13 protein-coding genes are annotated in these 13,504 nt (G+C 56.2%); all 13 read left to right on the top strand.

Annotated elements, in window-relative coordinates:
- Positions 1-11 precede the first annotated feature (11 nt).
- The 13 genes from alaS (at position 12) to AC1EKG_RS00530 (ending at position 13,491) form a co-directional block, all read left to right on the top strand.
- Positions 12-2,696 (top strand): alanine--tRNA ligase, encoded by a 2,685-nt coding sequence (gene alaS / locus AC1EKG_RS00590; RefSeq protein WP_004805194.1) that lies wholly within the window; start codon positions 12-14, stop codon positions 2,694-2,696.
- Complete coding sequence (gene ruvX / locus AC1EKG_RS00585) at positions 2,696-3,145, top strand: Holliday junction resolvase RuvX (protein WP_004805196.1); 450 nt, start codon at positions 2,696-2,698, stop codon at positions 3,143-3,145. Before alaS ends, ruvX begins: the two co-directional genes overlap by 1 nt.
- 8 nt (positions 3,146-3,153) lie before the next feature.
- On the top strand, positions 3,154-4,359 hold the full coding sequence (mltG, locus tag AC1EKG_RS00580) for an endolytic transglycosylase MltG (protein WP_004805197.1): 1,206 nt from the start codon (positions 3,154-3,156) through the stop codon (positions 4,357-4,359).
- Positions 4,359-5,165, top strand: a complete 807-nt coding sequence (locus AC1EKG_RS00575) for a shikimate dehydrogenase family protein (RefSeq protein ID WP_481067703.1) — start codon at positions 4,359-4,361, stop codon at positions 5,163-5,165. The genes mltG and AC1EKG_RS00575 overlap by 1 nt, the downstream gene beginning before the upstream one ends.
- Positions 5,140-5,754 carry an A24 family peptidase gene (locus AC1EKG_RS00570; RefSeq protein WP_004805201.1) on the top strand — a complete coding sequence of 205 codons (615 nt, stop codon included), beginning with the start codon at positions 5,140-5,142 and terminating at the stop codon, positions 5,752-5,754. The genes AC1EKG_RS00575 and AC1EKG_RS00570 overlap by 26 nt, the downstream gene beginning before the upstream one ends.
- A gap of 50 nt (positions 5,755-5,804) precedes the next feature.
- Positions 5,805-7,022, top strand: coding sequence for a chorismate synthase (aroC, locus tag AC1EKG_RS00565; RefSeq protein ID WP_004805204.1), 1,218 nt, complete (start codon positions 5,805-5,807; stop codon positions 7,020-7,022).
- Complete coding sequence (gene aroB, locus AC1EKG_RS00560) at positions 7,019-8,572, top strand: 3-dehydroquinate synthase (protein WP_004805206.1); 1,554 nt, start codon at positions 7,019-7,021, stop codon at positions 8,570-8,572. Before aroC ends, aroB begins: the two co-directional genes overlap by 4 nt.
- Positions 8,569-9,057 carry a shikimate kinase gene (locus AC1EKG_RS00555; RefSeq protein WP_004805208.1) on the top strand — a complete coding sequence of 163 codons (489 nt, stop codon included), beginning with the start codon at positions 8,569-8,571 and terminating at the stop codon, positions 9,055-9,057. The genes aroB and AC1EKG_RS00555 overlap by 4 nt, the downstream gene beginning before the upstream one ends.
- A 69-nt stretch (positions 9,058-9,126) precedes the next feature.
- Positions 9,127-9,690 carry an elongation factor P gene (gene efp, locus AC1EKG_RS00550; RefSeq protein ID WP_004805210.1) on the top strand — a complete coding sequence of 188 codons (564 nt, stop codon included), beginning with the start codon at positions 9,127-9,129 and terminating at the stop codon, positions 9,688-9,690.
- On the top strand, positions 9,690-10,517 hold the full coding sequence (gene nusB, locus AC1EKG_RS00545) for a transcription antitermination factor NusB (protein ID WP_004805212.1): 828 nt from the start codon (positions 9,690-9,692) through the stop codon (positions 10,515-10,517). The genes efp and nusB overlap by 1 nt, the downstream gene beginning before the upstream one ends.
- A 161-nt stretch (positions 10,518-10,678) precedes the next feature.
- Positions 10,679-11,227 (top strand): bifunctional pyr operon transcriptional regulator/uracil phosphoribosyltransferase PyrR, encoded by a 549-nt coding sequence (gene pyrR / locus AC1EKG_RS00540; protein ID WP_004805215.1) that lies wholly within the window; start codon positions 10,679-10,681, stop codon positions 11,225-11,227.
- 1 nt (position 11,228) lies between these two features.
- A complete protein-coding gene (locus tag AC1EKG_RS00535; RefSeq protein WP_004805218.1) occupies positions 11,229-12,188 on the top strand; it encodes an aspartate carbamoyltransferase catalytic subunit in 960 nt (319 codons plus the stop codon).
- Position 12,189: 1 nt separating this feature from the next.
- A complete protein-coding gene (locus AC1EKG_RS00530) occupies positions 12,190-13,491 on the top strand; it encodes a dihydroorotase (protein WP_481067702.1) in 1,302 nt (433 codons plus the stop codon).
- Positions 13,492-13,504: the final 13 nt, after the last annotated feature.

The raw sequence follows: 13,504 nt of genomic DNA, 5'->3' as shown, positions 1-13,504 counted from the left end.
AGGTGCCTTCTGTGCGTACCTCTGAAATTAGGCAGCGCTGGCTAGATTATTTTGGCGCTCACGGCCACGAGATCCGCGAATCCGTGCCGCTAGTGAGCCCGGAACCGTCGATTTTGTTCACCATTGCCGGGATGGTTCCTTTCATTCCGTACATCGTTGGCACCGAGAAAGCTCCGTGGCCCAGGGCTGCGTCAGTGCAAAAGTGCATCCGCACCAATGACATTGACGAGGTCGGGAAGACGACTAGGCACGGTACGTTCTTCCAGATGTGCGGCAACTTCTCGTTCGGTGACTACTTCAAAGAAGAGGCTTCGAAGTTTGCGTGGGACCTGCTTACCGGTTCCATTGCTGAGGGCAAGTATGGCCTGGATGGCGACAAGCTGTGGGTAACGATCTGGGACCAGGACGACGAGGCTAAAGATATTTGGTTGAATCAGATTGGCATTGATCCGGCCCACTTGCAGGGGCTACCGCGGGAAGAGATCTTCTGGGATACCGGTCAGCCCGGTCCTGCAGGCCCGTGTGCCGAGATCCATTTTGATCGCGGCAGTCAGTACGGCCCGGATGGAGGCCCCGCGAAGGACGTTGCCGGTGACCGCTTCCTAGAAATCTGGAACCTAGTGTTCGACCAGTACCTTCGTGGCGAGGGTAAGGGCAAGGATTACCCGCTGCTGGGCGAACTGGATGCCAAGTGCATTGATACCGGACTAGGGCTTGAACGCCTCGCATTCTTGTTACAGGGCAAAGACAACATGTACGAGATCGACGAGGTATTCCCCGTGATCGCCGCTGCAGAGGAGATGTCCGGGCGCAAATACGACAGTGGCGCCGATCAGGATGATGTACGGATGCGCCAGGTGGCTGATCACGTGCGTTCCTCGCTCATGCTAATTGGCGATGGCGTACGTCCTTCAAATGAGGGCCGCGGCTATGTGCTGCGCAGGTTGATGCGGCGCGCCGTCCGCTCGATGCGGCTACTTGGCGTGGATGCGCCGGTAATGCCTACTTTGCTGACAGCTTCCAAGGATGTCATGAAGCAGTCTTACCCCGAGCTCGAGCGTAACTGGGATGCTATCTCCCAGGTCGCCTTTGCGGAGGAAGATTCCTTCCGCCGCACCCTGTCCGCTGGCACCACGATTTTGGATCTGGCAGTTCAAGATGCCAAGAAGGAGTCTAAGAGCTCTCCGGTACTGTCTGGCGAAAAAGCCTTTTCCCTGCACGATACTTACGGCTTCCCAATCGATTTGACCTTGGAAATGGCAGCCGAACAGGGTGTCAGCGTGGACGAGGAAAAGTTCCGTTCGTTGATGGCAGAGCAGCGTGAACGGGCACGAGCTGATGCGCTAAAGAAGAAGACTGGTCACGTTGACTCTCGCGTTTACCATGAGTTGCAGAACCGGGTAGGCGGAAATGTTGAATTCTTGGGTTACACGGACTCGCAGGCTGATGCTAGAGTGCTGGGCATCCTAGTCGACGGCAAACCGCAGCCTAAGGCTGTTGCTCCCGCAAACGTCGAATTGATTCTCGATCGCACTCCGTTCTATGCAGAAGCCGGCGGTCAGCTTGCTGACCAGGGAACCATCCGCACCTCTTCTGGCGGTGTCATTGATGTACTGGATGTACAGGCACCCGTAAAGGGCCTTTCTGTGCATAGGGGTACGCTAACCGACGGGGAAGTGGTTTTGGACGAGCCAGCCCATGCCCAGATCGATACGGATCGACGGCTGCAGATTGCTAGGGCCCATACTTCGACCCACGTAATTCACCAGGAACTGCTGGATCGTCTGGGTGAGGGAGCAACGCAGGCAGGTTCCGAGAACGCGCCCTCGCGAATGAGATTTGACTTCCGCAATCCAAACGCGCTGCCCGAAGGAATGGTCGAGGACGTTGAGGACGATGCCAACAGGAGGCTTGGACTCAATCTTTCGGTCACTGACTATGAGCTGCCGATCGAAGAAGCTAAAAAGCTAGGGGCACAGGCAATCTTTGGCGAAAAGTACGGCTCGATTGTGCGTGTCGTAGACATCGGCGACGGCTGGTCCAGAGAGTTCTGCGGCGGCACCCACGTGCCCTCGCTCGGACACGTCGGCAGGATTGCCATATTGGGTGAATCCTCAGTCGGGTCGGGCGTACGCCGTGTTGAAGCATTGGTAGGCGATGCTGCTACTGGATTCCAGGCAAAGGAGCATGCCCTGGTCAATCAGGTATCGGGCATGCTTGGAGTCACCCCTGTAGAACTCGCTGATCGCGTACAGACCATGATGGCTCGCCTGAAGAAGGCTGAAAAAGACTTGGCAAATATGCGTTCGCAGGCGTTGCAGGCGGCAATTCCTCAGATAGCCGCCGATGCCAAGAGGGTAGGAGACAAGCTGGTAGTAGCCCATTTTGCCGGTGAAGTAGGCTCCGCAGACGATCTTCGGACTTTGGCACTTGGCGTCCGCGAGCGTCTAGGCGAAGACCTTCCAGCTGTAGTGGCAGTTGCTGGCATTTCTAAGGGCAAGCCTGGCATTGTGGTAGCAACTAATGAGGGCGCCCGCACTGCCGGCTTGCGTGCCGGAGACTTCGTACGCGAGGCCGCCAAGCTAATGGGCGGTGGCGGCGGTGGCCGTCCTGACATTGCCCAGGGGGGAGGCCAAAACCCCAAGGCTGCTCCAACTGCGCTTGAACACATAGTCGAGTCTGTATCGAAGGCCTAATGCGCAAAGGCAGCAGAATCGCTTTTGATGTGGGCACAGTTCGCATCGGTGTCGCGGTGTGTGACGCCGATACGATACTGTGCACCCCAAAGACCACTATTGCCAAAGACAAATATGATGCGGATCTATACGAGGCCGCGGATTTAGTCGATGAGGTAGGGGCAGTAGAGATAATCGTTGGTAAGCCGGTTACCTTGGCCGGCAATAGCGGCAAGAGCGCAAAGATGGCGCTGAAATGGGCGCGCGGATTGCGCTCGCTAGTTACGGTGCCGATTCGCATGGTCGATGAGCGACTAAGCTCCGTCTCGGCACACACTCAGATGAGTGAAGCAGGAATGAATTCCAGGCAGCAAAGGCAGCTGGTAGATCAGCAGGCAGCTGTGGTTATCCTGCAGCAAGCTTTGGAATACGAAAGAATTAACGATCGGCCTGCAGGCCAGAAGTTATAAGGACCAGGATGACACCGGATAGTGAAGGCCCGAAAAGTTTTCCTTCTCGCGCGCAGATGCGCCAGCAGAGACGGAAGATCAAAGTGCGGCGCCGCCCTCAGGCGCAGCTCCGTCCTACTGAAGGACCAGCTGAGCGCAAGAGGCGCCGGCGTAGGCGTCGCGTGAAGACTACCATCGTGATGCTGCTTGCGACCTTCGTGGTGGTATGTGCTGCTGCACTGGGTATGAGAGCGGTAATGGGGTCTGGACTCTTCGCGAAGGCGCCTGACTATCCCGGCCCTGGGACAACACCAGTAAGCGTCGAGATTCCTGAGGGATCCTCCGGGACAGACATTGGCAAAATTTTGGAAAAGCAAGGCGTAGTTGCTTCTGCAAAGGCATTTGCCAAGGCATTCGACGCCAATGCGCAGGCCCCTGCTATCCAGCCTGGGGCATACAAGTTGAAGAAGAAGATGTCGGGTGCGGGAGCGGTAGCTGCCCTTCTTGACCCGGCTTCTAAGGCGGATCTAAAGGTAACAATTCCTGAAGGTTTCACTGTAAAGGAAGCTAAGGAACGACTAAAGAATGTCGATCAGTTCAATCCGGACGAAGTGGAGAAGGCTTTTGCAGAAGTAGCTAAGTCCAAGCTGCCCAAGGTAGCGAAAGGCAACCTAGAGGGCTGGCTGGCTCCCGACACCTATACAGTAACGCCCGGGACTGAACCCGCAGACGTCCTGGAGACGATGGTTGATGCAACCATTTCAAAGCTGAAAGACCACAAGGTCCCCGAGGAGAAGTGGGAAGAGGTAATGACGAAGGCCTCTATTCTGGAAAAAGAGGTAAACGTCGAGAAGTATTACCCGATGGTCGCCCGTGTCATCGAGAATCGCCTTGCGGCTGGGAACTCGGATACGGCAGGAAAACTAGACATGGACTCCACCGTACTGTATGGCGTTGGTAAGTCCGGTGGCATTCCCACCGCTGACGATCTGAAAGCAGACAATCCCTACAACACCTATCTGCAAAAGGGACTGCCTCCTACTCCAATCGGAACGTTCTCGGACAAGGCGTTGCAAGCTGTTCTTGCTCCGGCAGATGGCAAGTGGATGTATTACACCACGGTCAATCTAGAAACTGGTGAAACTAAATTTGCCGAGAACTTGGACCAGCAAAATGCTAACGTCGAAGAACTCAAGAAATATTGCAAGAACAACCCAAAGGTTTGTGAGAGCTAATGTGGGCTGCGGTCATCGGCGACCCAATTGAACATTCTCTGTCACCGGTACTGCATCAAGCTGCGTACCGGTCCCTAGGGCGCTCTGACTGGCAGTACAAGGCCATACGCGTGCCGCAAGAACAGGCTGTTGCCACGATCAAGGAGGCAGAAGCTGATCCTGGTTGGCGGGGATTTTCGGTAACCATGCCTAACAAGCAGATAATTCTGCCTGCATTGGAGCTTACCGAGCTGGCACGGGTAGTTGGCGCTGTCAACACCGTACTTCCCGGCCTAAAAGGAACTAATACCGACGTCGAAGGGATCGTTCGCGCCTTAGATGAGGTAGAGCCCAGATCGGCTGTCATCCTAGGTGCGAGGGCTACTGCGTCGTCCGCTTTAGCTGCCCTGAAGTGGATGGGGGCTAGGGACGTTACAGTTTGTGCCCGCAGTTTCTCTGGGGGTGGCTCGGTTGCCGGAGCAGCGGCTCGGATGGATTTTCCGATTACACAGTGTCGGTTGGGTTCTGATCAGATGATCGATGCCATCTCAAAGGCGGACGTGCTAATTTCGACTCTGCCTGCAAGGGTTGCCGACAAGTGGGCAGGTGGCATTGGAGCGGTCGCAAAGCCGCGCCAGGCACTCTTGGATGTCGCCTACGCGGGTGGAATGTCCGCCCTGGCGCAGGTTTTCAGTGATGCCGGGGCTAAGGTTGTTCCCGGTACCGATATGCTGCTTTATCAGGCTGTGGCGCAGGTAGTGCTGATGGTTGGAGCAACTCCGGACGTGGAAGCTATGCGCGATGCAATGGATCGGGCCCGTTCTTAGCTTGGCAATCTGCCTCGGCGGCGTAGGGGCAGCGGTGTATTTTGGTCCCGCTACCTGTGCGCGCTACTGCACCAGCGCTGGCATCGAGGCGCCAAGATGGAATAGACGCTACACATATGCGCTGGTGTCCTTGGGATTGTGCGGACTTGCGTTATGCTCGAGGGCGCATTGGGTAGGGCTAAGTATTGCGGGGTTTCTTTCCGTGCCCCTACTGTGCGATTTTGCTGCCCATCGGTTGCCAAGATTATGGGTGTGGGCAGGCGGGGGAGCGCTCTTGTGCTCAGCAGTGGCCGCCTACCGGGGCGTCCTTCTTCCCCTAGCCGCATCTGCGCTCGGGATATTCTGCTTTTTTGCGCTCTTCTCCGTAGTTACCAAAATGGGCTTCGGCGATGTGCGTCTTGCTCCAGTAGCCTTATCTTGGCCCGTGACAATTTCTTCGGCCGGGCCGCTCTGGGCGGTAGCTGGATCCTTCCTACTTGCCGGCTGCGGCGCCCTCGTAGCGATCCTAAGAACCCATAATCCGAGGGCGCAGATCGCCTTTGGTCCCTACCTGATTTTGGGTGGCTACCTTTCTGCCCTTATCTTCTGACCTCCGGAACGATTTCACGCCCTTCAGCAAGAATGTGGAACACTATAGGCATGATTTGGCTTACTGCAGGGGAATCCCACGGCGAAGGGTTAGTCGGAATTATCGATGGCATTGCCTCGGGAGTGGAGATAACTACTAAAGATTTACAGGATGGGCTAGCTAGAAGACGGCTCGGCTATGGGCGTGGAGCGCGCCAGAAATGGGAAGCGGACAAGGTCCGTTTTTTGGGTGGGGTACGGCACGGAGTGACCACTGGTGCCCCAATTGCCATACTGATTGAGAACTCTGAGTGGCCGAAGTGGAAGACCGTCATGAGCCCGGATCCGGTGCCGGCCTCAGCCCTTAAGGTGGACGCCGGCAAGGGCGATGAACGCGAGATTGCCCGCAACAAACCACTTACTCGCCCCCGTCCAGGACATGCAGATTTGGCGGGTATGGCAGCCTACGATCTACCAGATGCTCGCCCGGTGTTGGAGCGGGCTTCGGCTCGCGAAACTGCGATGCGGGTGGCACTTGGGGTAGTCGCACAAAAGACCCTGGAGCAGGCCTTTGGGATCCGTACCGTCTCGCACACAGTAGCTCTAGGAGGGGTACATGTACCGGAGTGGGCTCCTCAGCCTTGCGCCGATGACAAGGCAGCCTTGGATGAAGATCCGGTTCGCTGCTTCGACGCTGCCACCTCCGCCCAGATGGTGGCAGCTATAGACGAGGCAAAGAAACAAGGCGACACGCTAGGCGGAGTGGTGGAAGTTATTGCGTCCGGGGTTCCGCTTGGTCTTGCAGGTACTCATGTACAGGGAAAACGGCGCCTAGATGCCTGTCTCGCAGAAGCCCTGATGTCGATCCAGGCGATCAAAGGGGTCGAGGTCGGGGACGGGTTCGCTACTGCCGACCGGCCGGGATCAGCTGCCCACGACGAGATCCTGGTAGAAGATGGCCATCCTCACCGCGCCTCAAATCGAGCCGGCGGCATCGAAGGTGGAATGTCCGATGGAGAAGATATTCGGGTACGGGCAGCGCTAAAGCCAATCTCCACGGTGCCCAGGGCGCTGCGCACCTTTGACATCGAAACCGGCAAGGCAGACACTGCAATACACCAGCGCTCCGATGTCTGTGCAGTGGCTCCAGCCGCCGTAATCGCAGAAGCGATGGTCGCCCTCACCTTGCTACAGGCCTTGCTGGAACACACTGGAGGATATTCGGTAAAACAGATCAAGGCCGCGGTCAGTGCCTATGTTGCCACGCTCAATTCGAGGGGGTTGGCGTGAGCATTTTCCTAACCGGCATGCCCGGTGCCGGAAAAACCTCGGTCAGTGAATACCTGGCAAACAAGTATGGTCTGACCAGCATCGATACGGATGATTTGATACCGGATATTGCCGGAAAATCCATCCCGCAAATATTTTCCAGTGAGGGAGAGGGCGCGTTTCGCCGCTACGAACAAGAGGCAATCCGACGAGCGCTGCAGGAGGCGCCAGATCTTATTGCGCTGGGCGGGGGAGCTCTAAGTACTTCGGCTGCAGCGGCACTCGTAAGCGGACATGAAACGGTCTACCTAAAAGCGAGCCCGACTGTTTCCGCTGCCCGAGTCGGAAAGTCCGATTCCCGACCGTTACTCGGAGAAGACCCGCTGCCTGCGCTCACGAAGCTCTATGCGCAGCGCGAGCAAACCTACCGATCCGTCTGCACCATAGCGATAGAAACTGACGGGCGTACGGTAGCCGAAGTTGCTGAAGACCTAATGCGTAGCCAGCATGAGCTAATCGGAGTAGACGGAAATGCCCCGTACGCAGTGCGCATCGGAAGAGGTATCGCGAAGGCAAAGATAGATTCACTCATTGCCTCTGCCTCTCGCAAAGTATTGCTGATTGCCCCCGAAGATATGAAGAAGGAATGCATCGAACTAGCAGCAGTCCTGGAGGAAATGGGCAGGCAGGTGCAGGGATTTATTACCCCGAACGCGGAAGAGCAGAAGAGCGTTGATTGCCTGTCTAATGCTTGGGAAACTCTTGGCTTGGAACGATTCGGGCGAGAAGACACGGTAATCGGTCTAGGCGGGGGAGCGACCACTGACCTCTCTGGATTCGTAGCCGCCACCTGGATGCGAGGCATTGATCATATTGCCATGTCGACCTCGTTACTGGGGATGGTCGATGCTGCGGTTGGCGGCAAGACTGGCATCAACACCCCAATCGGCAAGAATATGGTGGGTTCGTTTTACACTCCGCGAGCGGTGGTGTGCGATTTGGATTACCTGAAGTCACTGCCTAAAGACGATTTGATCGAAGGTCTTGGCGAGGTGGTCAAATGCGGTTTTATTGCCGATCCGCGCATTCTTGAACTATTGGAAAATGAAGAGATTGGACCCGAGGACGACCGGCTCGTCGAGATTGTCTCTCGTTCAATCCGGGTCAAAGCGAACGTAGTGTCCCAAGACCTGCACGAGGCTGGCCTGCGCGAAATTCTGAATTACGGACATACTTTCGGCCACGCTATTGAGAAGGTAGAAAACTACCAGTGGCGGCACGGAAACGCTGTGGCACTTGGCATGATGTTTGCCGCTCATGTCGCGCATGAACTAGGCATGATTAGTTCGCAGCTGGTTCGCCGGCATCAAGAAGTCATCTCTTATTTGGGGTTGCCCACCAGCTACGACGGAGCAGATTTCCCCCGCTTGCTTGAGGCAATGAAAGCCGACAAGAAGGTGCGTGGCGGCGTAATCCGTATGGTTCTGCTGCAAGGGTTGGCAAAGCCTGTTACGGTTCCGATCGAAGATACATCCGTCTTACAGCGCGCATTTATGAAGGTGAATAAGTGAGACTAGTACTGCTCGGTCTGCCTGCAGCAGGAGTCAGCACCGTCGGAGAGTGCCTTGCAAAGGCAATGAAACTTAGCTTTTGGGACACCGAGGCCCATATGGCCGAGCGTGGCGGAAGCGCAATTTTGCTAAATGATGGGGAAGAGGCATACCGAAAGGTCGAACTCGAAGAATGCTTGAAGGGGCTGAACTCGGGTTGCGCAGTGGTAGGGCTGCCATCGGCGGGTCCCACTTACGCCGCCGTGGCAGAGCTCCTTGGAAAATCTCCGGTTGTGCTACTCAATGCCAGGACTCACGTGTTGGCGGTGCGCAACGGCTTAAACGCGCCTCGCTCAATCGCCCTCGGCACCCCAAATGCAACCTTTGCCGCACTAAAGAAACGCCGTGAAGAAGAACTACGCCCACTGGCCGCGGTAGAAATAGATACCTCCGAGGCCACTCCTGAAGAGAGCGCCGCAGCAATAATCCGTGAGCTCGGCCTATAAAATAACGGGTTTGCGCTTGAAGCAGGTAGTGTTTAAAGTCAGAGTGAAAATTTTTGAAAGGACACACTAATGGCAACGACCAATGACCTAAAGAACGGTATGGTGCTAAAGATCGACAACCAGCTGTGGCAGGTAGTCGAATTTCAGCATGTCAAGCCTGGCAAGGGACCGGCATTCGTACGCACCAAGATGAAGAACGTCCTGTCTGGCAAGACCATCGACAAGACCTTTAACGCCGGGGTCAAGGTCGAGACAGCTACCGTCGATCGCCGCGACATGTCCTACCTGTACAACGACGGCGAATTCTTCGTGTTCATGGATGATGACAACTACGAGCAGGTAGAAATCCCCGAGGACATTGTTGGCGACGCCAAGAAGTTCATGCTCGAAGGCCAGAAGGTCATCGTCTCCTTCAACGAGGGCAACGTTCTTTTCGTAGAACTGCCCCCGCAGGTGACCCTCGAGATCACCTACACCGAGCCCGGTCTGCAGGGTGACCGTTCCAATGCCGGTACTAAGCCTGCCACCGTCGAAACCGGTGCTGAAATCCAGGTGCCGCTCTTCCTGGAACAGGGCACTAAGGTGAAGGTGGACACCCGTACCGGTGAATACGTCTCGCGCGTGACCGAATAATGTCAAGGAAGAAAAATAGGAAGTTTACTGGTCGAACGAAGGCTCGCAGCAGGGCAGTAGATACCCTCTTCGAAGCCGACCAGCGCGGCTTTGGCTCTACCCCGGAGCGGATAAAGGACTTGGCGCGGGCAAGGCAGGTTGTGTCCACCGCCCAAACCGGGATCCCCCCGTACGCCTACCAAATCGTGCTTGGGGTTGCGGACCATGTAAACGAGATCGACGAGGCTATTTCGGCCAACGCGACTAACTGGACGCTTGATCGCATGCCGGGAGTGGACCTGGCAATCTTGCGCGTCGGGGCATGGGAAATCATGTTCAACGACGAGATCGACGGTCCCGTTGCGATCAAAGAGGCGATGGCTATTTCGGAGGTTATTGCCTCTGACAAGACGCCCGCTTTTGTGAATGCGATTTTGGATCGCATTCTGAAGGTGTCGAAAGCACGCCAAGCAGTGTTTGGTTCTGCAACGGTGCCGGAAGATTTTGCAGAGGGCGTCGACTTGCCTGCCAAGGAGACTCTTCCTGAAGGCAGCGTCGTTGTTCCTGTAGAAGAGGCCGGTTCTGACCAAGAGGACAACGCCGGCGAAGCCGGTACCGAGGATGCGGATACGGCTGAGCTATCGGACGCTGCCGGTGAAGACGCAGTAGAAGCTGCGAAGGCGCCAACCGACAAAGTTGAGGTACCTTCCGAAGAACCGGATCAATCGGTCAGGGCTGAAGAGGCTACTGAAGCTGATGCGCCGCCACGACCTGGAGCAGATTCCGTCGCACAGGCGCTAGCAAATTTGGCTGCTGGCGACTTCTTGGAAGACGAGGAAGAGGAATAGTTTTTGGGCCACCTTCGGGTGGCCCGAAAATTTTTCTGTCATGTTCGCCACCTCCTGCTTTAATGCCGCTTTCCGTAAGTGACAGGGCCGCCCTCGGACGCTAAACTTGGGGTGTCCAAACCCTTTAATGACCGTCCTGTGAGGCGGAGAAGGAGGCGGGTGTGGCGCACGCTACCCCAGGGGCTAAAAAAGTCCTGTCGCGGGAGGATATATCCCGCTCGCTAAAACGCATTTCATACGAGATTTTGGAGCGCAACCAGGATGCCTCCGAGATCGTTCTGCTCGGCATTCCCACTGGCGGGGTGCCTCTTGCAAATCGCATCTACAAGGTTCTTGAGCGTGAAGGTGCTCCCGTATCACTCGGCATCATCGATACGACCATGTACCGCGACGACCTATCCGAGAACCCGGTGCGAAACCCCCACCCGACGTCAATTCCTGACTCTGGCATTGATGGCAAGACAGTGGTGTTAGTAGACGACGTTCTGTACTCGGGGCGAACCATTCGAGCCGCGCTGGACGCCCTCGTAGACATTGGACGTCCCTCCGTTGTGAGGCTTGCTGTACTGGTGGATAGGGGACACAGAGAACTTCCGATCAGGGCCGATTACGTAGGAAAGAATCTTCCCTCCTCGAAAGAGGAATCGATCGTAGTTCGCACCATGGAAATCGACGGAGAAGACGCCGTTTTAATCGAGCAGGAAAAATAATATGGATCATCTAATATCGATCAAAGATTTGAGCCGAGCCGAAGCTATCGAAATCCTGGACACTGCCGAAACCATGGCAGCGACTCAGTCCAGGGCAGTAAAGAAGCTACCCACCCTGCGCGGGAAGACAGTAGTGAACCTATTCTTCGAGGACTCCACCAGGACTAGGCAGTCTTTTGAAGCCGCCGAAAAGAGACTGTCGGCTGACGTGATTAACTTTTCCGCGAAAGGTTCCTCAGTCTCGAAGGGCGAATCGCTAAAAGACACCGCCCTAACTCTTTCGGCAATGGGAGCCGATGCCATAGTTGTGCGGCACAACCATTCTGGCGCCGCTCACCGGCTAGCCCATGCGGGCTGGATCGGACTGCCGGTTCTGAATGCTGGCGACGGTACCCATCAGCACCCGACACAGGCACTACTGGACGCGATGACATTGCGCCGGCACTTCCGTGCACAGGGAAAACCTGCCCCTGCCGGTTCTGACATCGCCGGTGCTCACGTAGTCATTGTCGGCGACATCCAACATTCGCGGGTGGCCCGCTCGGACGTAGATCTATTGCATCTACTCGGTGCCAAGGTAACTTTGGTCGCACCCCCAACCTTGGTTCCCTATGGAATCGAGACCTGGCCGTGCGAGGTTACTTATGATTTCGACGAGGCCCTGAAATCGGCTCCAGACGCGGTAATGATGCTGCGTATTCAACGGGAACGGATGTCCTCCGCCGGCGGCGGATACTTCCCGTCCCCGGTGGAATATCGGAGGCTCTACAGCCTGAACCGGGAACGTTTCGAGGCGCTCCCCGAAAAGACCATTGTCATGCACCCCGGTCCTATGAACCGAGGCTTGGAGATTTGTGCGGAAGCAGCTGACTCAGACAAGTCTGTAATCGTGGAACAGGTTGCAAATGGTGTGTCAGTGCGAATGGCAGCTCTCTACCTGCTGCTAGCGAAGGAAAAGTAAAATGAGCGAAATTCTTATTTCAGGCGCAAATATAGAGGGCGAACAGGTCGCAGATATTGCGATCAAGGACGAAAAAATCGTCGCGGTAGGTCCAGATGCAGCAAGCTATCTAGAAGATCCGGAAAGAATTGATGGTTCGGGTTTGATCGCGCTGCCAGGCCTGGTTGATCTTCATACTCATCTGCGCGAACCCGGTCAGGAAAACTTTGAGACGGTGCGCACTGGAAGCCAGGCTGCGGCCATGGGCGGGTACACCTGCGTACACGCCATGGCAAACACCACCCCGGTCGCCGACGACGCACCGGTTGTCGAACAGGTGCAGGCATTGGGAGACGAAGCCGGGTACGTACAGGTACGTCCCGTCGGGGCAGTGTCTGCGGGGCTGCGCGGGGAGCACATGGCCGCCCTCGGCGCGATGGCGACCTGCAAGTCGAAGGTTCGGGTGTTCTCTGACGATGGCAAGTGTGTACATGATGCACTGCTTATGCGGCACGCTTTGGAATACGTGCGTGCCTACGATGGCGTTGTGGCTCAGCATGCCCAGGATCCAGAGCTCACTGAGGGCGCCCAGATGAACGAATCGGCTCTCTCTGACGAACTGGGCCTCAAAGGCTGGCCTGGAGTTGCTGAAGAATCTATTATTGCCCGCGACGTAATGCTAGCTGAACTTACAAAGTCTCGGTTGCACGTATGCCACCTGTCCACGGCGCGTTCGGTTGAACTGGTGCGATGGGCCAAGGAGAGGGGAATCAACGTAACTGCTGAAGTGACGCCCCACCACCTGTACTTGACAGAGGAGGAGGCCCGCAGCTACGACCCGCTGTACAAGGTGAACCCGCCGTTGCGTTCCGCAGCTGATGTGGAGGCGGTGCGCGCCGGCCTCGAAGACGGAACCATCGACATTGTGGGTACCGATCACGCCCCACACCCGATCGAGGACAAGGACTGTGATTGGCAGTCCGGTGCCTTTGGGATGACCGGATTGGAAACTGCTTTACCCGTAGTTATCGACACGATGGTGAACACCGGCAGGCTTACTTGGGGGCAGGTCGCCCAGGTTCTGTCCAAGACTCCTGCAAAGATCGGTCGAGTAGCCGATCAGGGCCAGGACATTGCGAGCGGTTTTTTTGCAAACGTCACCTTGGTAGATCCGACCATCGTGCGCAAGGTAGATCCGAGCTCGCAGAAGTCCATGTCTACGAACACCCCCTTCGTAGGCCGAGAGCTTCCTGGACAAATCAAATACACGCTATATCGCGGCAAGATGACCGTCCGCGATGGAAAACTAGTCAACTTCAACTAACGGTGGCTAACCC

It is taken from the genome of Winkia sp. C0117E2 (genome assembly GCF_056590455.1).
The sequence above is the reverse complement of the archived record's forward strand: the minus strand, read 5'-3'. Positions and strand labels throughout refer to the sequence as shown.

Coding starts and splice junctions, on each gene's coding strand:
- ruvX (WP_004805196.1), top strand. CDS start 2,696: ATGCGCAAAGGCAGCAGAATCGCTTTTGATGTGGGCACAGTTCGCATC.
- mltG (WP_004805197.1), top strand. CDS start 3,154: ATGACACCGGATAGTGAAGGCCCGAAAAGTTTTCCTTCTCGCGCGCAG.
- AC1EKG_RS00575 (WP_481067703.1), top strand. CDS start 4,359: ATGTGGGCTGCGGTCATCGGCGACCCAATTGAACATTCTCTGTCACCG.
- AC1EKG_RS00570 (WP_004805201.1), top strand. CDS start 5,140: ATGCAATGGATCGGGCCCGTTCTTAGCTTGGCAATCTGCCTCGGCGGC.
- aroC (WP_004805204.1), top strand. CDS start 5,805: ATGATTTGGCTTACTGCAGGGGAATCCCACGGCGAAGGGTTAGTCGGA.
- efp (WP_004805210.1), top strand. CDS start 9,127: ATGGCAACGACCAATGACCTAAAGAACGGTATGGTGCTAAAGATCGAC.
- nusB (WP_004805212.1), top strand. CDS start 9,690: ATGTCAAGGAAGAAAAATAGGAAGTTTACTGGTCGAACGAAGGCTCGC.
- AC1EKG_RS00535 (WP_004805218.1), top strand. CDS start 11,229: ATGGATCATCTAATATCGATCAAAGATTTGAGCCGAGCCGAAGCTATC.
- AC1EKG_RS00530 (WP_481067702.1), top strand. CDS start 12,190: ATGAGCGAAATTCTTATTTCAGGCGCAAATATAGAGGGCGAACAGGTC.